The following is a 20,311-nucleotide window of genomic DNA, read 5'->3' as shown; positions in this document are numbered from 1 at the left end:
AGTTTTAATAGAAGACCCGAAGGGCGGCGCACAGGATGTGCGCCGTTTTTCGCTCGGGCAGGATGCCCGATCGGAAAATCCCTGCGCCCACACCGCTCTCGCACGGGAGCTCTGGCGAAGCGTTTTTCTTTGGTTACTTTCTTTTGACGCTTATCAAAAGGAAGTAACCCGGCCGTTTACGGACGGAAGCTGTTGCTGTTGCTTACAGGCACACTCATACACCTTCGCAGCTCGGAGAAGATCGCGGCTCACGCCGCTCCCACAGAAAGCTAGTCCCTCCACAGACCGAGGTTTTCGTCGTCATTGCGGATTCGCGGTCGCAGCTCACGCAGCTCCTACAGGGGGCATCATGAGGTCCGTCGTAAGCGGATATCCGCGGTCGCGGCTCCTATCCCAAGGCACGGCGCTGACATCCTTGCGGGCTCGTGGTGCGGAACCGCGCACGTAGCCCTCGCCCTATGGCCGAAGGCTACGTGCGCACGGCGCCTACTTCTTCACCGGCTTGCCGTCGGCGTCGACCACCTGCACCTCGCCCAGCTGCAGGTCGCGGATCGGCTGTTCGATCTTGGACAGGTCGCCCACCACCACCCAGGTCGCGGCCTGGGGCTCGATGGTCTTGGCCGCGGCCTGCGCCAGCGCCGGGGTCATGGCGTCGTTGCGCGCCTTGTACTGCACGATGTAATCGTCCGGGCGGCCGTAGCGCAGGTTGCCGGCGACCTGGCCCAGCACCGCGGCGCCGGTTTCGTAGGCGCCGGGCAGGCTCAGGGTGTTGCTGGCGCGGATCTTGGTCACTTCGGCGTCGGTGATCGGCTTCTGGCCGCTGGTGAACTCGGCGATTTCGCGCTTGAGCTCCTTGATCGAATCCACGGTCTTGTCGCTCTGCACCGCGGCCGAGGCGATCCACGGGCGCTGGCCCTTGGTGTTGCTGGCGCCGCTGTAGGAACCGTAGGCCCAGTGCTTGTCCTCGCGCAGGTTCATGTTGAGGCGCGAGCTGAACTCGCCGCCGAGCACGCCGTTGGCGAAATCGAAATCGATCGAACCGGCGCTGGCGGTGGGCGGCACCACCTGGCCGACGTAGATGTTGGACTGGATCGCGCCGGGCTGGTCGACCAGGAACACGCGCGGCGCGGTGCGCGCGGGTGCGTCGGCCACGGCCGGCAGCGCCGGCGCGTTGGCGGCTGGCTTCCAGTCGCCGAAGCGCTTTTCCAGCTGCGGCACGATGGCCTTCAGCGTGGTGTCGCCGACCACGACGATGCGCACCTTGTCCGGCTGCAGCCAGTCGCGGTGGAAAGCGACCAGGTCGTCGCGGGTCAGCGCAGCCACCGAGGCCTCGGTGCCGCTGCCGGTGAACGGAATCGCATAGGGATGGCCCGCGCCGTACAGCAGCGGCGGCAGCACGCGCAGCGCGGCGGTCTGCGGACGCGCCTTCTCCTGCTTGATGCCGGCCAGCCAGGTCGCGCGCACGCGCTCGATCTCGGCCGCGTCGAAGCGCGGGCGGCGGACCACGTCGGCGAACAGATCCAGCGAGGGCTCGAGCTTGTCGGTCAGCGCCGACAGGCTGATCGAGGCGCTGTCCAGGCTGGCGCCGGCGCCGAGTTCGGCGCCCAGCGCCTCCTTGCGCGCGGCCAGCTGCAGCGCGCCGTAGTCGCCGGCGCCCTCGTCCAGCATCGACATGGCGAAGCTGGCGGTGCCGAGCTTGCGGCCCTGGTCGGCGGTGTAGCCGCCGGGGAATTCCATCAGCAGCTGCACCACCGGAATCTCGTGGCGCTCGACCAGCACCACTTCCATGCCGTTGGACAGTTTGCCGCGCTGCGGCGTGGGGAAGCTTAGCGCCGGGAAGCTGGCGGTCTTGGGCACGCCGGCGCTGCGGTCGACGTCGGACTTGACCGTCTTGAACTTGGGATCGGCCGCCGGCACCGCGGCGGGCTTGGACGCCGGCGCGGCCTGCGCGGTTTCCGGCAGCGAGGACGCGGGCTTGTCGCTGGGCTGGACGGTGAGGGTGTGCGAGCCCACGCCCAGCCAGCGGCGACCGGCATCGCGCACGCTGGCCGGCGTGGCGGCCTTGAGCGTGGCCAGTTCCTCGCGGTAGCAGTCGGGCTTGCCGCTGTACACCGCGCACTCGGCCAGCACGTCGGACTTGCCGCCGAAACCGCCGATGCGTTCCACGCCACGCACGAAGTCGGCGCGGATCGCGGTCTTGGCCTGCTCCAGCTCCTGCGCGGTCGGGCCGTCCTTGAGCAGACGCTGCAGTTCCTCGTCGACGATGGCCTCGACCTTGGCCGGGTCCACGCCCTCCTTGACCGTGGTGGTGATGAAGAAGGTGCCGCTGATCTCGCTGTTCCACACCGAGGTGCCGACGCTGTCGGCGAGCTTGTCCTGATGCACCAGGCGCGTGTCCAGGCGCGAGGACGCGCTGCCGCCCAGCACCTGGCTGAGCAGGGTCAGCAGGGTCGAATCCTTGCTGCCGTTCTCGGCCACCGGCCAGGCGCGGTAGATGCGCACCTGCGGCACGCGGTCGGGCACGATCTCGCGCGTGTCCTGGGTGCGCTTGGGAATATTGGTCGCCATGTCCTTGAGCGTGGCGCTGGCGGGGATGTCGCCGAAGTAGCGCAGCGCCTTTTCCTTGGCGGTCTTGGCGTCGATGTCGCCGGCCAGCACCAGCACCGCGTTATTGGGGCCGTACCAGCTCTTGAACCAGGTCTTCACGTCGTCCAGCGAGGCCGCGTCCAGGTCGGCCATCGAACCGATGGTCTGCCAGTGGTAGGGGTGGCCGGCCGGGTACAGGGCCTCGAACATCTTGGCGTTGATGCGGCGGCCGTAGGGCTGGTTCTCGCCCTGGCGCTTCTCGTTCTGGACCACGCCGCGCTGCTCGTCCAGGGTCTTCTGGTCGATCGCGCCGAGCAGGTGGCCCATGCGGTCGGACTCCATCCACAGCGCCATGTCCAGCGCGGTGGTGGGCACGTTCTGGAAGTAGTTGGTGCGGTCCTGATTGGTGGTGCCGTTCTGGTCGGTCACGCCGACCAGTTCGAACGGAGCGAAAAATTCGCCGTGGTGGTTTTCCGAGCCCTGGAACATCAGGTGTTCGAACAGGTGGGCGAAGCCGGTGCGGCCGGGCTGCTCGTTCTTGCTGCCCACGTGGTACCACAGGTTGACCGCGACGATCGGCGCCTTGCGGTCGGTGTGCACGATCACGCGCAGGCCGTTGGGCAGGGTGAACTCTTCGTAGGGAATCGAGACCTCGGCGGACGCGCCGGCGGCGTAGGCGGGCACCGCGGCGGCACCGGCGCCGAGGGCGGCGGCCAGGGCCAGGGCGAGAGCGGCGGCGCGCGGACGGGCGCGCGAGGTCGGCAACGAAGAGGACATAGGGCGAAGCTCCAGGAACGGCGGAACGGACGAAAGCGCGGCCGCCGCCTCCAGCGGCGCCGCGCGGGCGAAGGGGCATCCTAGTCGCCGCCCGGCCCTGCCGGCACTAGGCCACAAGTTAGGTAGGGGGGCGCCCCGCGCTTGCGTTGCGTACTTTTGGTGCCAGCCCGGCCGGGGCGCGGCCGCCCATAATGGCGGCATGTTCGACGTCATCCTCTACCAACCCGAGATCCCGCCCAACACCGGCAACGCGATCCGGCTGTGCGCCAACACCGGCGCACGCCTGCACCTGATCGCGCCGCTGGGCTTCGCCCTGGAAGACAAGCAGCTCAAGCGCGCGGGCCTGGATTACCACGAGTACGCCAGCCTGCGCGTGCACGACAGCCTGGACGCGGCGCTGGCCGCGATCGCCCAGGACCAGGGCGCGCCGCCGCGGCTGTTCGCGCTGAGCACGCGCGGGCGCACGCGCCACGACCGCCCGGATTACCGTGCCGGCGACGCCTTTTTGTTCGGTCCGGAGACCCGCGGTCTGCCCGAGGACGTGCTGGCCTCGGTGCCGGAGCCGCAGCGCCTGCGCCTGCCGATGCGGCCGCACAACCGCAGCCTGAACCTGTCCAACGCGGTGGCGGTGGTGGTGTTCGAGGCCTGGCGGCAAGCGGGTTTCGCAGGCGGAGAGTGAGTGGTCCGCCGCGGTCTAGCCGGCAAGATAGATGCAGTTTCGCAGACATTCGTCGCCTTTCCGCGAGGCCCGCGGTGCGCGTCCGCTTCCGCCGTAGCGTCGCGATCTCTATCAATGACGGACAGGGAGGGCCGGCCGGGCCTTCGCCGCGGCAGGCATCGCCCGCACCGCCAGCCCCAGCCGCTGCGGGGCGGCCGCGCACGACAGCGGCCCGCCCGCCGCACGACCGGCCGGACGTACCGACGCTGCCGAGAACCCGCCTGATGAAGCAAACCGTGTCCTACTTCGCCGCGCCCACCGGCATGACCGTGCTGCGCAGCCACTATTCCGTGTCCCTGACCCTGGACCGCCTGGCCGCGCTGGCGGAGCCGCGCGGCCTGCACGTCTACGCGCGCATCGACCACGCCCGCCTGGCCGGCGAACGCGGCCTGTATATGCCGCCGACCCAGTTGCTGCTGCTGGGCAATCCGCTCAGCTCCACCGTGGCCATGCTGGAGCGCCCCAGTCTGGCCATCGACGTGCCGATGAAGGCGCTGGCCTGGCGCGACCAAGAGGGCGGCACCCGCCTGGGCACGCTGGACCTGGACTGGCTGATCCAGCGCCACGGCCTGGACGGTCCGGTGCGCGACATGGGCCTGGCGATGAGCGAGACCTTGCGCAGCCTGGTCCAGGCCGCGGCCTCGCCCGACGTGACGGTGCACGAACGCAGCGCCGCGCCGCCGGCGCGGCGCACGGGCTAGAAGGAGGGTCGCTGCGCGCTGTGCTGGTCGTGCCGATGGCGGCGGGAAGCGGGGCTGCTGCGCGCGCAACGACCGTTACGGGGATCGGGCGGCGAAAGTCAAAATGGGTTCCGGCTTTCGCCGGAATGACGGGGATGGGGATTGGGGATGCGCAGAGGGGGATGCGTCTGCGGCCGCGGTGATGCACAGAGGGGATGCGTCTGCGGTCGCGGTGACGCGCAGCGGGGGGTGCGCGTGCGGCCGCGGTGATGTGGAGAGGGTGGGCGGCGCGGCCGCAATGCCTGCGCGATGAACTGCGCCGCGAATGCGACCCGCCGCCCCCGCGGCGCTAGACCGCCAGCACCAGCCACGCCCCTAAGCCGACCACGGCCAGCGCGCCCACGCCCGCGCCGACCAGGATGCGTTCCTGCCGCTGCGCGCGCGCCAAGGCGTCGCCGTAAGGCATGGTGGTATGCGCGATCATGGTGTACAGCGGCAGCCAGGCGCGCGGCAGCAGCCGGTTCAGCGCCACGTCCAGGCGCTTGCGCGCGAGAAACCAGGGCGACTGCACCTTCTGCCGCAGTTCGACGAAGTTGGCCTTGGACAGCTCGGCCAGGGTGTCGGTGTGCGGGCGGCGCGAGCGTTCGTAGTCGGCGAAGGCGGCGGCGCGGTCCTGCGGATGCCGCGCCAGCGCGGCCATCAGCGCCGAGCAATCCTCGAAGGCCGAATTCATGCCTTGGCCGTAGAACGGATACACGGCGTGGCAGGCATCGCCCACCAGCACCATCCAGTCGCTGCGGCTCCAGGGCGCGGTGCGCGTGGTGATCAACGCGCCCACCGGATGCGCCATCCATTCCTCGACCAGCTGCGGCAGCAGCGGCACCAGGTCGGGGAAGTACTTGGCGAACAGCGCGCGCACCTCGTCCTCGCTGCGCGTGGTGGCGAAGCTGTCCGGGCCCTCGAACGGCAGGAACAGGGTCAGCGTGTGCGAGCCGTCACGGTTGGGATGCGAGACGAACAGGCCGTGGCTGCGCGGCCACACGTGCAGCGCTTCCAGCTCGATCGCCGAGCGGCCGTCGGCCAGCGGCTTGAGGGTGAGTTCCTTGTAGCCCCACTCCAGGTATTCCTGGTGGTAGTCGGCGCGCTCGCCGCGCTGCAGTTCGCGGCGCGCGCGCGAGAACGCGCCGTCGGCGCCCACCACCCAGGCGGCCTGCGCCTGCACGCGCGCGCCGTCGCGGGTTTCGAATTCCAGGGTGCGCCGGGCCTTGTCCGCGCCGACCAGACGATGGCCGAAATGCAGGCGCACCTGCGGATGCGCTTCGGCGCGGTCCAGCAGCAGCTGGTTGAGCTCGTTGCGGTCGATGGAGTGCAACACTTCGCCGCGGTCCTTGCCGTAAGGCTGGAAGCGGGTGCTGCCGTCGGGCGCGTGGATCACCCGGCCGGCCATGGTCACGGTCATGGCCATGACTTCGCCGATCAGGCCCGCTTCGGTCAGTGCGTGGATGCCGCGCTTGGACAGACCCAGGTTGATCGAGCGGCCGCTGTCGGCGCCGCCCAGGCGCGGATCGGAGCGGCGCTCGTACACGTCCACGCCGTGGCCCTGCGCGGCCAGGCGCAGCGCCAGCAGCGCGCCGGCCAGGCCGCCGCCGACCACGGCGATGCGCGGCGCGGGCGCGCTAGCGTCGATGGCGACGGCCTCAACCGGCATCGTCGGCCACCGTCGTGCGTGCGGGGCGCGCGCTGCGCGTGTCGCTGCGGCGCGCGCCGTCGTCGGCCGCCGCGGCCAGGCGCTGTTCGAGTTCGGCCTGCACCAGCGCCTCGATCGCCTGCTCGAAGTTGTTGCGGCGCAGGTTCGGACCGAGCCGGCGCAGGTAGGAGCGCAGGAAGGCCGCGCGCACGTCCGCCGGATCGCTGTCGCGGCGCAGGAACGGCAGGTCGGATTCGACCATGTGCCGGATCGCCAGCATCGGCACCGGGCTGCGCAGCGGCAGGAACTGCGGATTGCGCAGGCCGGGGCTGAGGTTGTGGGCGTGGAACTCGCCCAGCATCAGGCCCTGCTCGACGAAGCCGCCCTTCTGCGCGGCCTGGATCGCGTCGATCAGCGCCGCGCCGTCGCTGCCCAGGTTGGGGAACACCAGCAGGATCGCCTTGTTGATCGCCGCGCCGCCGCTGCGCGGCTCCAGCTCCAGGAACAGGTCGCGGTAGTGCGCGACCAGCTCGCCGATGCGGCCCATGTCCAACTCGGCGTCGGCGACTTCGCTCAGCCAGATCGTGTCCAGGTCCAGCGCCAGCGGCGTGAACGGACACACCGGCCCGCTGCGCCCCAGCTCGGGATGCGGGCGGGCGAGAAACTCGCGCACCCAGGCCACCGTGACCGGCAGCGGCGCATGCGCCGGTTGCTCGCGCACGACGTCGGAAGCGCGCAACAGCTGGCCGCGCGCCGCCGGGCCGGCGCTCACCAGCTGCGCGCGCGCGGCCATCATCGCCGCGTCCGGGTCGGGCAGTTGCAGGGAATCGTGGTCTGCGCTCATCGCTGCTTGCTCCTTGTGCCCGGCCTAGCCGCCATGACCGGTATCGCGCACGCTGAGCGGGCGCATGTCGGTCCAGCGGTCGCGGATGTGGCCCAGGCAATCGTCCTTCGAGCCCTCGAAGCCGGCGTCGCGCCAGCCCTCGGGGACTGCATATGCCGCCGGCAGGATCGAGTACTGGTCTTCATGATTGACCAGCACGCGGTACCTGCCGAGATCCGTCTCTTCTCCTTGCATGACGCCTCCTTCTGAAACACCCAGATCAAGCCGCGGCGCGTGCCTCCGCCGCGGCGCCCGCCGCCAGCACCGGCGCGTCGGGCAGTTCGTCCTCGATGCGGCGGATCGCGCGCACGCCATAGGCGCACGCCGCGACCAGCGTCATCAGGACACCAAGCACGATGAACATCAGGCCCAGGCCGCGGCCGGGGCCGACGCCGATCCACGCGCCGGCCGTGGCGGCCAGCGCGCCGCCGGGCGCCATCAGCGGTTCGAACACGCGTTCGGCCAGCGGGCCGGCCAGGCAGTAGCCCAGCGGCATGGCCGCTTCCGACAGCACGCGCTGGATCGCGAAACAACGGCCCTGCAGATCGGCCGGCACCTTGCTCTGCCACAGCGCGGCATTGCTGGCGTTGAGTATGGGTAACGTCAGGAAGAAGCCGAAACCGGCCACCAGCACCAGCGCGAACGAGGGCGCCAGGCCATGCACGGCCAGCAGCACGCCGGCCGCCAGCGAATAGCCGAGCACGCCGTGGATGCGCCGGCGCGGGCCGCCCCAGGTGCTCATCAGCACGCCGCCCAGCAGCAGGCCGCAGCCGCCCACCGCCATCTGCACGCCCAGTTGCGCGGCATTGGCGAAGGACAGCACCAGCGGGGTGATCGCGATGCTGGCGATGCCGAACAGGAAGTTGGTGGCGCCGAATACGCTGAGCAGGCCGTACAGGCCGGGGCGGTCGCGCACGTAGCGCAGGCCGGTGGCCGCTTCCTGCCACAGCCCCTGTTCCTCGCTGTGTTCGCTGCGCGCCGGGCGCGGCACCCGCGCCAGCCACAGCGCGATCGCGCCGGCCACGAAGGTCAGCGCGTCCACCAGCAACACGCCCTGCATCGAGATCGCGCTGACCAGCACGCCGGCCAGCAGCGGACCGCCGACCTGGGCCACGGCGAAACCGGTCTGGACCAGGCCGTTGACGCGGGTGAGCTGATCCTGGCTGGCCAGCAGCGGCACGCTAGCCGCGTAGGCCGGTTGCAGGAAGGCGTTGGCCAGGGCCGAGATGCCGACGCCGGCGTAGACGTGCCACAGCGACAGCGTGTCGGTCGCGTACAGCGCGGCCAGCGCCAGCATGGTCGCGGCCGACACCAGCTCGCAGGCGATCATGGTGCGGCGCCGGTCCCAGCGGTCGACCAAGGCCCCGGCGATCGGCGAGATCAGCAGCGCCGGTACCGCCATGGCGACGAAGATCAGGGCGAAGCGCGTGGTCGAACCGGTGGTCTGGTAGACCCAGATGCCGAGCGCGAACGAGGTCAGGCGCGAGCCCACGCCCGAGACCAGTTGCCCGGTCCAGACCAGCAGGAAATCGCGCAGGCCGGCGTAACGGCTCACGCCTCCTCCTCCACCGGCATCGGCAGCGCGCCGCGGTTGCGCAGGAAATCCAGGTAGGTCGCGAACAGGACGCGGTCGGCGGGCGGGCACGACAAACCGTAGGCGGCGGCCGCGGCCGCGGTGGCGCTGCAGTCGAAACGCGGCTCGCGCGCGTCGGGCTGCTCGGGGAACAGGCCGGCGAACGGCGCCAGCGCGTTCTCGCGCGATACCGCCGCCACCTCCTGCAGGCGCTTGCGCCAGGCGTGGTAGTCGATCGACTCCACCGCCAGGCCGGCGTCGCGCATCACCTCCACCGCCTCGTTGATCGGCAGCCGCTGCGGGTTGTAGAAGTGGTACTGGCCGTTGCCGTCGCTCGCGCCCAAAGCCAGGCGCACGATCGCGCGGCCGACATAGTCCACCGGCGCCATGTCGAAGGATTCTTCGGGCAGGTGCGGGGCGTAACCCAATTGCACGCAGCCGCGGATCCAGGCGTTGAAGTAGTCGCCGACGTTGCTGGTGCCCAGGCGGCTGTCGCCGGTGATGCGCGCGGGGCGGTAGATCGTCACCGGCAGGCCGCGCGCGCGCGCGGCCAGCGCCAGTTGCTCGCCGACCCACTTGCTCTGGTTGTAGCCGCCGTACTGGCCGTCGGCATCGGGCGGCGGATCGGATTCGCGCACCACCCGGTCCAGGTGGCGCTCGGTCAGGTACACGCCCAGGGTCGAGACCAGGTGCACCGGCTTGACCCGGGCCCTCGCGGCCAGGCGCAGCACTTCGATGGTGCCGTGCACGTTGGCCGCTTCCAGGCGTTCGTAGGGCGCGAGGAAGTTGACCTGGCCGCCGTTGTGGAACACCGCTTCGGCGCGGCTGGCCAGGGCGTCGAAGGCGTCTTCGTCCAGACCCAGGCGCGGTTCGGCCAGGTCGCCGCGCACCGGCACGATGCGCTGCTCGTCGCCGGGCCGCCACAGCTCGTAGCTGTCCAGGTTGGCGCGGATGCGGCGCAGGCCTTCGGCGTCGCTGTCGGCGCGCACCAGGCACAGCAGTTCGGCCTGGCTGGCGTCGAGCAGTTCGCGCACCAGATAGGCCCCGAGGAAGCCGGTGGCGCCGGTGATCAGCACCGAGGCCGGTTGCGCGCGCGAGGCCGGCGGCAGCGCGCCGCGCGGGTCGATGTCCTCCGGCAGCGCCGCGCGCGCGTGCAAATCCAGGCGCGCGCCGCCGTCGCCGGCCAGGCGCGCGTCGATCGCACGCGCCAGCCCGGCCACCGTGGGCGCGGCGAACACCGCCGACAGCGGCAGTTCCACGCCGAAGGCCGCGTGCAGCTTGAACGCCAGCGGCAGCGTGGCCAGCGAGTCGCCGCCCAGGGCGAAGAAATCTTCGTCGGTGCCGATGTCCTCGCGGCCCAGCACCTCGCGCCAGACCGCGAGCACGCCGCGTTCGGTGTCGCTGGCCGGCTCCTGCAGGCGCCGCGCCGGCGCGGCCGAGGCCGCCGGTGCGGGCAGCGCATGGCGGTCGACCTTGCCGTTGCGGTTCAAGGGCAAGGCCGGCAGCGGCACGAACAACGACGGCAGCATCGCGTCGGGCAGGCGGCGGGCGAGGAAGTCGCGCAGCTCCAGCGGGTCCAGCGCGGATTCGGCGACCACGTAGGCGACCAGGCGCTTGTCGCCGGGGCGATCCTCGCGCAGCGCCGCGGCTGCGGCCTGCACCTGCGGATGCGCGGCCAGTGCGGTTTCGATTTCGCCCAGTTCGATGCGCACGCCGCGCAGCTTGACCTGCTGGTCGCGGCGGCCGAGGAACTGCAGGGTGCCGTCGGTGTTCCAGCGCGCCAGGTCGCCGGTGCGGTACAGGCGCGCGCCGGGCGCGTCGCTGTGCGGGTCGGGCACGAAGGCGGCGGCGGTCTGCGCGTCCCGGTTGAGATAGCCGCGGGCGATGCCGGCGCCGCCGATGCACAGCTCGCCGACCACGCCGCGCGGCAGCAGTTGCAGCTGCGCGTCGAGCACGTACATGCGCACGCCCGGCAGCGGCGTGCCGATCGGCAGCTCCAGGCCTTCGAACTCGCCGCCGTCGCGAGTGCTGAGCACGCTGGCGCAGACCGAGGTTTCGGTGGGGCCGTAATGGTTGACCAGGGCGACGCGGCCGCCGGTGACCGCGGCGAAGCGGCGCACCTGTTCCAACGGCACGCTCTCGCCGCCGATCATCATCAGCCGCAGCGCCGGCAGCAGCGGGCGCGCGCGCTGGGCGGCGAACCAGCCTTCCGACCAACGCCGCCACAGCGCGGCGGGCGCATCGATGGCGGTCACGCCGTAGTCGCGGCAGAACGCTTCCAGCTCGTAAGGCCCCAGCTCCTGCGGCGCCGGATGCAGCACCAGAGCCGAGCCGCTGGCCAGCGCCGGGAACACGTCGCCGACCGAGGCGTCGAAGATCAACGGCGGGATCATCAGCAGGCGTTGCGCGACGAAATCGTGGCGCGCCAGGAAGCCCAGGGTCAGATTGACCGCGCCGCGGTGCTCCACCGCCACGCCCTTGGGCGCGCCGGTGGAGCCGGAGGTGTAGATCACGTAGGCGGCGTGGCCGGCGTCGGCGACGTCGGCCGGCGCCTGTTCGGCCGGCGGCACGCTGTCGGTGATCACGCAGGGCAAGGCGCCGGCGACGGCGTCGGCGCGCGCGACCAGGGCCGGCGGCGTGACCAGGGCCAACGCCTGCGCGTCGCTCAGCAGGTAGGCGATGCGCTCGTCCGGATGCGCCGGATCGATGGGCACGTAGGCGCCGCCGGCGGCGAGCACGCCGAGCACGCCGATCAGCGCTTCGGCCGAGCGGTCGGCCAACACCGCCACGCGCGTTTCCGCGCCGGTGCCCAATGCGCGCAAGCGTTGGGCCACGCCGTTCACGCGGCGGCGCAGTTCGCGATAGCTCAGCTCGCGGCCGGGCTCGACGATGGCCACCGCGTCGGGCGTGCGCAGCGCTTGCGCCTGGAACAGCGCGTGCAGGGTCGGTTCTGGCGCGTCGGGCGCCGGACCGCCGTCGCCCAGCGCCAGCACCTCGTGCACCGCGTCCAGATCCAGCGTGGACAGCTGCGACAGCGGCAGATCGGGATCGGCGAGCACGCGCAGCAGCAGCACGCCGTACTGGTCGGCCAGGCGCGCCATGCTGGCCGCGTCGTACAGGTCGCTGTCGTAGTCGAGCACGCCGTCCAGGCCGGCCTCGCAAGCGCCCAGCGACAGGGTCAGTTCGAAGCGCGCGGTGTGCACGTCGGGTTCGCGCCATTCGGCGGTCAGGCCGCGCAGCGACGGCGGCGCCGACACCGCGTTCTGCATCACGAACAAGCTCTGGAACAGCGGCGTGCGGCCGGGCACGCGCTCCAGCTGCAGGCGGTCGATCACCCGTTCCAGCGGCACCTGCGCATGTTCGAACGCGTCCAGGCAGTGGGCGCGTGTGCGCACCAGCAGCTCGCGGAAGCTGGGATCGCCGGACAGGTCGCCGCGCAACGGCAGGGTGTTGACGAACAGGCCGACCATGGGCGCCACGCCGTCGTCGCCGCGGTTGGCCACCGGCGATCCGACCACGATGTCGTCCTGGCCGCTGTGCCGCGACAGCAGGGTCTGGAACGCGGCCAGCAAGGCCATGAACAAGGTCGCGTGCTCGCGCCGGGCCAGGTCGGCCAGGCCGGCGGCCACGCTGAGCGGAATGCGCAGATGGTGGCGGCCGCCGCGGCCGGTCGGCGACGGATTGCGCGGCCGGTCGGTGGGCAGGTCGAGCAGGCCGTTGGCGCCTGCCAGGGTGCGCACCCAGTAGTCCAGCTGCGCGGTCTCGCGCTGCAGCTGCGCGTCTTCGCGTTGCCACAGCACCGCGTCGCCGTAGTGCACGCGCAGTTCCGGCAGGCCCGAGGGCACGCCGTCCAGCTGCGCTTCGTAGCAGCGCGCGACTTCGTCCAGGAACAGGCCGCGCGACCAGGCGTCGGAGACGATGTGGTGCATGGTCACCAGCAGCAGATGCTCTTCGTCCTCCAGCCGCACCAGGCTCGCGCGCAGCAGCGGCGGGCGGGCGAGGTCGAACGGGCGCCCGGCGTCGTCCTGGGCGTAGCGCCGCGCCTGCGCCTCGCGCTCCAGCGGTTCCAGCGCGCGCAGGTCGATCAGCGGCAGCGGCAGGTCCACCTGCGCGGCGACGGTCTGCTGCGGTTCGCCGCCGGTTTCGCTGAAGCCGGTGCGCAGCGCTTCGTGGCGCTGCACCACTTCGGCCAGGGCGCGCTGCAGCGCGTCGGCATCGAGCGCGCCGCGCAGCACGTAGTGGCTGTAGACGTGGTAGGCGCCGGTGCCGGGCTGCAGGCGCTCGAAAAACCACATGCGCTGCTGTGCCGGCGACAGCGGCAGCGGCTGCGCGGGATCGGCGCGGCGGACGATGCCGGCCGGCGCCGTTTCGGTGTCCTGTGCGGCCAGGCGGCGGCGCAGCAGTTCGCGCTGCTGCGGGCTCAGCCGCGCCAAACGCTCGGCCATCGCGCCGGCGGCGCGCTCGTCGCCGCCGCTCATGGCGTGGCTCCTTCGCCGGCCAGCAACAAGGCGATGTCCTCGTCGGACAGGCCCTCCAACTGGTCCAGCATGCCGGCCAGTGCGTCGGCGTCGACGCCGTCCATGCGCTGGCGCAACAGCAGCTCGGCGAAGCCGGCCACGGTCGGCGCCTCGAACAGCGTGCGCAAGGCGATCTCGCCGCCGAAGGCTTTCTGCACGCGCGCGACCAATTGCGTGGCCAGCAGCGAGTGCCCGCCCAGGTCGAAGAAATCGTCGTGGATGCCGACCCGCTCCAGGCCCAGCACCTCGGCCCACAGCCGCGCCAGCGTCTCTTCCTCGCCGTTGCGCGGGGCGACGTAGGCCTGCGCTTCGGCGGCGCCGGCCTCGGGCGCGGGCAGCGCCTTACGATCGACCTTGCCGTTGGGCGTGAGCGGGTACTGCGCCAGCGCGACCACGGCCGAGGGCAGCATGTAGTCGGGCAGGCGCTGGCGCGCGAACGCGCGCAGTTCGGCGGCGTCGATGCCGCCGTCGGCCAGTACGTAGGCCACCAGGCGCTTGTCGCCCGGGCGGTCCTCGCGGCAGATCACCACGGCCTGGCGCACCTGCGGGTGCGCGGCCAGCACCGATTCGATCTCGCCCAGTTCGATGCGGAAACCGCGCAGCTTGACCTGGTGGTCGATGCGGCCCAGCACTTCGATGCGACCGTCGCGGCGGCGCCGCGCCAGGTCGCCAGTGCGGTACAGGCGCGCGCCGGGGCGCGGGCCGTACAGGTCGGGCATGAACTTCTCGGCGGTCAGCTCCGGCCGCGCCAGATAGCCGCGGGCCACGCCCAGGCCGCCGATCAGCAGCTCGCCCGGCACGCCGACCGGCAGCAGGCGGCCGCGCGTGTCGACCAGGTGGATTTCGGTATTCGCCAGCGGCCGGCCGATGCTGATCGGCTCGCTGCCGGGCAGCACCCGCTCCACCGCCGACCACACCGTGGTTTCGGTGGGGCCGTAGAGATTCCACAGCTGCGCGCCGGCATCGAGCAAACGATCGGCGAGTTCGCGGCTGAGCGCTTCGCCGCCGCACAGGATGCGCAGGCCGGCGCGGCCGTGCCAGCCCGCGTCCAGGAGCATGCGCCAGGTCGCCGGGGTGGCCTGCATCACGCTGGCGCCGCAGGCGTCGATCAAGCGCGACAGCGCGGCGCCATCGGCGGCGGTGGCGCGATCGGCCAGGGCGATGCGCGCGCCCACGCTCAACGGCAGCAGCAGTTCCAGCACCGCGATGTCGAACGACAGCGTGGTCACCGCGCAGACGGTGTCGTGCTCGTCCATGCCGGGCTCACGCGCGACCGCGGCCAGGAAATTCACCGCCGCGCGGTGCGGGATCTGCACGCCCTTGGGCCGCCCGGTGGAGCCGGAGGTGAAGATCACGTAGGCCAGGTCTTCCGGCCCGGCGCGGTTGGCCACGCGCTCGCCGCGCGCGCCCAGGTCCAGCGCGTCCAGCAGCAGCACCTCGCAATCGTTGCGCGGCAGCTGCGCCTGCAGCGCGCCTTCGCTGACGATCAGCCGCGCCTGCGCGTCTTCCAGCATGTAGCCCAGGCGCTCGGCCGGGTAGCCCGGGTCCATGGGCACGTAGGCCGCGCCGGCCTTGAGGATGCCGAGCAGGCCGACCAGCATGCGCGGGCTGCGCTCGACGAACAGGCCGATCAGGTCGCCGGGTCCGGCGCCGCGCGCGACCAGCGCGCGCGCCAAGGCATCGGCCTGCGCATCGAGTTCGGCGTAGCTCAGGGTTCGACCATCGCCCTGCACCGCCACCGCGTCGGGACGGCGTTCGGCCTGGCGTTCGAACAACACGTGCAGCGGCGTGTCCACCGGCGCGTCCAGCGCGGTGTCGTTCCAGCCGTGCAGCAACTGGCGGCGCTCCTCCGGCGGCAGGATCTCCAGCGCGCTCAGGCGCTGGCCGGGGTCCTGGGCGATCGAGCGCAGCAGCTGCCGCAGGTGACCGGCGAAGGCGTCCACGGTCTGCGCGTCGAACAGGTCGCTGGCGTATTCGAAGAACAAGGCCAGGCCGCCGGGCTCCTCGCTGGCGAACAGGGCCAGGTCGCAGCGCGCGGTGCCGGGATTGACGGTGTCGAAGTCCACCGGCGACAGGGTCAGCCCGTCCAGGTCGGTGTCGCCGCCGGGGAAGTTCTGGAAGAACAGCATGGTCTGGAACAGCGGCGAGTGGCTCAGCGCGCGGTCCAGCTCCAGTTCTTCCAGCAGGCGCTCGATCGGCAGGTCCTGGTGCGAGTACGCGCCCAGGGTGTGTTCCTTCACCTGCGCCAGCAGCTCGCGGAAGGTCGGATCGCCCGACAGGTCGCTGCGCAGCGCCAGGGTGTTGACGAAGAAGCCGGCCAGCGATTCCAGCTCCTCGCGCTGGCGGTTGGCCACGCCCACGCCCACGATCAGATCGTGCTGGCCGGAGTAGCGCATCAGCAGCGTCTGGTAGGCGGCGAGCACGGTCATGAAGGGCGTGGCGCCCTCCTGCCGGCTCAGGCGCTTGATCGCGTCCCAGGTGTCGGCGTCCAGGCGGCTGCGCCGCACGTCGCCGCGGTAGCTCTGCACCGGCGGACGCGGGCGGTCGCCCGGCAGTTCCAGCACCGGCAGGCGGCCGGACAGGCGCTGCTGCCAATAGTCCAGCTGGGTGCGCAAGGTCGGGCCTTCCAGCAACTCGCGCTGCCACAGCGCGTAGTCGATGTATTGCACCGGCAGCTCGGGCAGCGGCGAGGGCCGGCCGTTGCGGTAGGCGGCATAGAGCTGGCGCAGCTCTTCGTGCAGCAGGCCCAGCGACCAGCCGTCCACGGCGATGTGGTGGGCGTTGAGGGTGAACAGCCGGCGCTGCTCGTCCACCCGCACCAGCAGGCCGCGCAGCAGCGGGCCCTGGCTCAGGTCGAACGGTCGCGCGGCCTCGCTGCGGGCGAGCGCGAACGCGGCGTCCTGGCGCTGCGCCGCGGGCAGGTGGCGCAGGTCCTCGTGCTGCACCGGCATCGGCATCGGCGGCTGCACGCGCTGGTGCGGGCCTTCGTCGTCGGCGGCGAACACGGTGCGCAGGCTTTCGTGGCGGCGCAGGATCTCGTCCAGCGCGCGCGCGAAGGCGGCTTCGTCCATCTCGCCTTGCAGCCACATCGAGGTCGGCACGTTGTAGGCGGCCGATCCCGGGTCCAACCGATCCAGGATCCACAAACGCTGTTGCGCGAACGACAGCGGGATCCGCGCCGGACGCGGCCGCCGGCCGATCTCGGCGCGCGGCGCCGCTGGCGTCTTGCGCGCCAGCTGCTGCAGCAGCAGCGCACGCTTCTCCGGCGACAGGCCGGCCAGGCGTTCGTTCAACTCAGCCATGCGCCCCTCCGGGCAGCGCGGCGGCCAGGCGCGCGCTGGCTTCCTCGTCGCTCAGGTGCTCCAGGCTTTGCAGCAGCGATTCCAGGTCGTCGTCGGGCAGCAGCGCGCACTCCTCGGCCACGCGCTCGGCCAATCGCTCCAGCGTGGGCGCCTCGAACAGCGCGCGCAGCGGCAGCTCCACGCCGTACTGCTGCTGGATGCGCGCGAGCAGGCGCGTGGCCAACAGCGAGTGCCCGCCCAGATCGAAGAAGTTGTCCTCGCGCGCGATCCGGCGCGGGCCCAACAGCTGCTGCCAGATCGCGGCCAACGCCTGCTGCTCAGGCGTGAGCGCGTGCTCGGGTCCGTCCTCCCGCTGGGCCACGTCCTCCGGCGCCGGCAGCGCGCGGCGGTCGACCTTGCCGTTGGGGGTGAGCGGGAAGCGCTCCAGCAGCACGTAGGCGCTGGGCACCATGTAATCGGGCAGGGCCGCGCGCAGGTGGTCGCGCAGCAGCGCCGCGCCGGTGGCGTCGCCGTCGACGGTGACGTAGGCGACCAGGCGCTTGTCGCCGGGCCGGTCCTCGCGGCAATGCACCACCGCCTGGGTCACCGCCGGGTGCTGGGCCAGCACCGATTCGATCTCGCCCAGCTCGATGCGGAAACCGCGCAGCTTGATCTGGTGGTCGATGCGGCCGATCACCTCGATGGTGCCGTCGCGCCGCCACAGCGCCAGGTCGCCGCTGCGGTACAGGCGGCCGCCGGGCGATGCGCCGAAGGGATCGGGAATGAACTTCTCCGCGGTCAGATCGGGGCGGCCGCGGTAGCCGATCGCCAAGCCGTCGCCGCCGATCAGCAATTCGCCCGGCACGCCCGCCGGCTGCAGATTCATGCGCCGGTCGACGATGTGGATCTGGGTGTTGTCCACCGGCTTGCCGACCAGGATCGGACCGCTGCCGGCCTCGACCCGGCACAGCGCCGAATACACCGTGGTTTCGGTGGGGCCGTACAGGTTCCACAGCTCGCGCCCGCAGGGCAGCAGGCGGTCGGCGAGTTCGCGCGGCAGCGCTTCGCCGGTGGAGATGATCTTCATCCCCGGCTTACCGTCCCAATCCAGCTCCAGCAGCATGCGCCAGGTCGCCGGGGTGGCCTGCATCACGTCGATGGCTTCGCCGTCGACCAGGCGGCGCAGGCGCATGCCGTCGCGCGCGGTGTCGCGGTCCACCAGCAGGATGGTCGCGCCCACGGTCAGCGGCAGCACCAGTTCCAGCAGGGCGATGTCGAAGGACAGGGTGCTGATCGCGCACAGCGTCTGCCCTGCTTCCAGGCCGGGCTCGCGCGCGACCGAACGCAGCAGGTTCACCGCCGAACGCTGGGCGATTTCCACGCCCTTGGGCTTGCCGGTGGAACCGGACGTGAAAATCACATAGGCCGGATCGCCGGCCTGCGCACCGCCGTCGGGCGCGTGTTCGGCGCTGGCGTCCAGCGCTTCGTCGGCGTCGGCGCAAAGCACGTGATCGACCTGCGCCGGCAACTGCTGCGCCAGCGCGCGCTGGGTGACCAGCACGCGCGCGTCGGAGGCCTCGAGCATGTAGGCCAGGCGGTCGGCCGGATAGGTCGGGTCCAGCGGCACATAGGCGCCGCCGGCTTTGAGGATGGCCAGCAGGCCGATCAGCATCTCCGGCGTGCGCTCGACGTACAGGCCCACGAGCTGGCCGCGGCCGACGCCGGCCGCGCGCAGGCGGTGCGCGAGCTGGTTGGCGCGGCGGCCGAGTTCGCGATAGCTCAGCGCGCGGTCGCCCTGGCGCAGCGCGATCGCATCGGGCGAGCGCTGCACCTGCGCCTGCACCAGCGCGGCCACGGTGGGATCGGCCGGCAGCTCGCGTGCGGTCGCGTTCCAGCGCGCCAGTTCCTCGCGCTCGGTGGCGGTCAGCAAGGCCAGCTCCGCCAGCGGCGCATCGGGGCGAGCCGTGGCCGCGTCCAGCAGTTGCAGCAGGTGACCGCACAGCCGCTCGATGCGCGCGGCATCGAACAGGTCGGTGTTGTATTCCAGCATCAGCTCGCGTTCGCCGTGCTGGTTCACGAACAGGCTCAGGTCGCCCTGCGCGCTGCCCGGCGACAGTGCGTTCAAGTGCTCCTGGCGCAGCTGCAGGCCCTGCATCGCCAGGGTGTGCGCCGGGTAGTTCTGGAAGAAGAACATCGCCTGCGCGAACGGGGTGTGGCTGGCCGAGCGCGGCAGCCGCAGCGTTTCCAGCACGCGGTCCAACGGCGCTTCGGCATGCTCCATCGCGCCCAGCACCTGCTCGCGCACGCGCGCCAGCAAGTCGGCGAAACTCGGATCGCCGTCGAGGCGCGTGCGCAGCGGCAGGGTGTTGACGAAGAAGCCGATCACCGGCTCCAGCTCCACCCGCGCGCGGCCGGCCACGCCCATGGCCACGGTGATGTCGTCCTGGCCGCTGTAGCGCGACAGCAGCGCCTGGTAGGCGGCCAGGAACACCATCGACAAGGTGGCCTGACGTTCGCGCGCGAATTGTTCCAGGCGCGCGTACAGCGGCGCCGGCACTTCGCCCAGATGCAACGCGCCGCGGAAACCCTGCAGCGCCGGCCGCGCGCGATCGGCGGGCAGGTCCAGGCTGGACACCGCGCCGTCCAGGCGTTCGCGCCAGTAATCCAGCTGCGGTTGCAGGCCTTCGCCGCCGTAGGTTTCGTGCTGCCACAGGGCCACGTCGGCCACCTGCAGCAGCGGCGGCGCGATGTCGGGCGCGGCGCCGGCGCGCAGCGCGTCGTAGCCGCGCTGCAGTTCGTCGAGCAGGCCACCGGTGGACCAGCCGTCGATGGCGATGTGGTGGAAACTCAGCAGCAGCAGGTGGCGCCGTTCGCCCACCGCGATCAGGGTCGCGCGCAGCATCGCGTCGCGGTCCAGCGCGAACGGGCGCGCCATCTCGTCGCGCGCCTGGCGCAGCGCGTCGGCGTCGCCGCCGGCATCGGTTTCGCGCCACGGCAGTTCCGCGTGCGCGCGTATGTGTTGATACGGCTCGCCGTCTTCGGCCAGGAACACCGTGCGCAGCGGCTCGTGCCGGTCGATCAGCGCCTGCAGGGCCGCGCGCAAGGCGGCGCGGTCCACGTCGCCGTCCAGCCACAGGCCGACGGGCAGGTTGTAGGCGATGTTGTCCGGCTGCAGCCGCTGCAGCCACCACAGCCGGCGCTGGCCGAAGGTCAGCGGCACGCGCTCGGGGCGCGGACGCGGCTGAATACGCTGGGCGCCACCGCGCTGGCGTGCGGCCAGCTGACGCAACAGCTCACGTTTCGCAGGCGACAGCTCCGCCACGCGCTGATCGATGTCACTCATCCATGACTTCCTTGACTACGAACATCCGGCCGACCGGATCCTGTCGGCATCCCCGCGCATCCCTAGCGCACAACCAAGGCAACGCTCTTGCACGCGAACCGGGTTCGCGCTCATCCTTGGCTTTCCATCCGTGGTTCCCCTGTCCGTATCCTATCCACATAACGCGGTCGGGGGGCGAAAGCGGACCACATCGGTTGCCGGGACGTCCAGTGCCCAGGCAGGGGAAGCCGGTGCGGGCGGTGCTGGAAATCGTTTGCAGGGCGGCC

General features: G+C 71.6%; 10 protein-coding genes. 2 read left to right on the top strand and 8 right to left on the bottom strand.

Features of this window, described 5'->3' with window-relative positions:
• Nucleotides 1-486: 486 nt before the first annotated feature.
• Nucleotides 487-3,363 carry a M16 family metallopeptidase gene (locus DX914_RS17425; RefSeq protein ID WP_115861087.1) on the bottom strand — a complete coding sequence of 959 codons (2,877 nt, stop codon included), beginning with the start codon at nucleotides 3,361-3,363 and terminating at the stop codon, nucleotides 487-489.
• 199 nt (nucleotides 3,364-3,562) lie between these two features.
• Between DX914_RS17425 and DX914_RS17420 the strand changes: the two genes are divergently transcribed.
• Together DX914_RS17420 and DX914_RS17415 are read left to right on the top strand one after the other, a co-directional pair.
• Complete coding sequence (locus DX914_RS17420) at nucleotides 3,563-4,042, top strand: tRNA (cytidine(34)-2'-O)-methyltransferase (protein WP_115861085.1); 480 nt, start codon at nucleotides 3,563-3,565, stop codon at nucleotides 4,040-4,042.
• A 263-nt stretch (nucleotides 4,043-4,305) separates the two neighbouring features.
• Complete coding sequence (locus DX914_RS17415) at nucleotides 4,306-4,782, top strand: DUF302 domain-containing protein (protein WP_115861083.1); 477 nt, start codon at nucleotides 4,306-4,308, stop codon at nucleotides 4,780-4,782.
• Nucleotides 4,783-5,110: 328 nt separating this feature from the next.
• On the opposite strand, the gene DX914_RS17410 is transcribed toward DX914_RS17415, so the two are convergent.
• From DX914_RS17410 to DX914_RS17380, 7 genes are read right to left on the bottom strand one after another with little or no spacing between them, the layout of a single operon-like run.
• Entirely contained in the window at nucleotides 5,111-6,469 is a 1,359-nt protein-coding gene (locus tag DX914_RS17410; RefSeq protein WP_196778949.1) for an FAD-dependent oxidoreductase, read from the bottom strand.
• A complete protein-coding gene (locus DX914_RS17405) occupies nucleotides 6,459-7,292 on the bottom strand; it encodes a DUF6875 domain-containing protein (RefSeq protein WP_115861081.1) in 834 nt (277 codons plus the stop codon). Before DX914_RS17405 ends, DX914_RS17410 begins: the two co-directional genes overlap by 11 nt.
• Nucleotides 7,293-7,316: 24 nt before the next feature.
• The gene (locus DX914_RS17400) at nucleotides 7,317-7,526 is read right to left on the bottom strand and encodes an MbtH family protein (protein ID WP_115861079.1); all 210 of its coding nucleotides are present in this window, start codon (nucleotides 7,524-7,526) and stop codon (nucleotides 7,317-7,319) included.
• Nucleotides 7,527-7,551: 25 nt separating this feature from the next.
• A complete protein-coding gene (locus tag DX914_RS17395; RefSeq protein WP_158549385.1) occupies nucleotides 7,552-8,886 on the bottom strand; it encodes an MFS transporter in 1,335 nt (444 codons plus the stop codon).
• On the bottom strand, nucleotides 8,883-13,382 hold the full coding sequence (locus DX914_RS17390; protein WP_115861077.1) for a non-ribosomal peptide synthetase: 4,500 nt from the start codon (nucleotides 13,380-13,382) through the stop codon (nucleotides 8,883-8,885). Before DX914_RS17390 ends, DX914_RS17395 begins: the two co-directional genes overlap by 4 nt.
• Nucleotides 13,379-16,723, bottom strand: a complete 3,345-nt coding sequence (locus DX914_RS17385; RefSeq protein ID WP_115861075.1) for a non-ribosomal peptide synthetase — start codon at nucleotides 16,721-16,723, stop codon at nucleotides 13,379-13,381. Before DX914_RS17385 ends, DX914_RS17390 begins: the two co-directional genes overlap by 4 nt.
• A complete protein-coding gene (locus DX914_RS17380; protein ID WP_115861073.1) occupies nucleotides 16,716-20,045 on the bottom strand; it encodes a non-ribosomal peptide synthetase in 3,330 nt (1,109 codons plus the stop codon). The genes DX914_RS17385 and DX914_RS17380 overlap by 8 nt, the downstream gene beginning before the upstream one ends.
• Between the last annotated feature and the right edge of the window lie 266 nt (nucleotides 20,046-20,311).

The sequence above is a fragment of the Lysobacter silvisoli genome (assembly GCF_003382365.1).
GTDB classification, from domain to species: Bacteria; Pseudomonadota; Gammaproteobacteria; order Xanthomonadales; family Xanthomonadaceae; genus Lysobacter; species Lysobacter silvisoli.
This window is presented reverse-complemented; position numbering and strand designations above follow the sequence as displayed.

Excerpts from the sequence above, each read along its gene's own strand:
- DX914_RS17410 (WP_196778949.1), bottom strand. The coding sequence starts at position 6,469 with ATGCCGGTTGAGGCCGTCGCCATCGACGCTAGCGCGCCCGCGCCGCGC.
- DX914_RS17390 (WP_115861077.1), bottom strand. The coding sequence starts at position 13,382 with ATGAGCGGCGGCGACGAGCGCGCCGCCGGCGCGATGGCCGAGCGTTTG.
- DX914_RS17380 (WP_115861073.1), bottom strand. The coding sequence starts at position 20,045 with ATGAGTGACATCGATCAGCGCGTGGCGGAGCTGTCGCCTGCGAAACGT.
- DX914_RS17425 (WP_115861087.1), bottom strand. The coding sequence starts at position 3,363 with ATGTCCTCTTCGTTGCCGACCTCGCGCGCCCGTCCGCGCGCCGCCGCT.
- DX914_RS17405 (WP_115861081.1), bottom strand. The coding sequence starts at position 7,292 with ATGAGCGCAGACCACGATTCCCTGCAACTGCCCGACCCGGACGCGGCG.
- DX914_RS17420 (WP_115861085.1), top strand. The coding sequence starts at position 3,563 with ATGTTCGACGTCATCCTCTACCAACCCGAGATCCCGCCCAACACCGGC.
- DX914_RS17415 (WP_115861083.1), top strand. The coding sequence starts at position 4,306 with ATGAAGCAAACCGTGTCCTACTTCGCCGCGCCCACCGGCATGACCGTG.
- DX914_RS17385 (WP_115861075.1), bottom strand. The coding sequence starts at position 16,723 with ATGGCTGAGTTGAACGAACGCCTGGCCGGCCTGTCGCCGGAGAAGCGT.
- DX914_RS17400 (WP_115861079.1), bottom strand. The coding sequence starts at position 7,526 with ATGCAAGGAGAAGAGACGGATCTCGGCAGGTACCGCGTGCTGGTCAAT.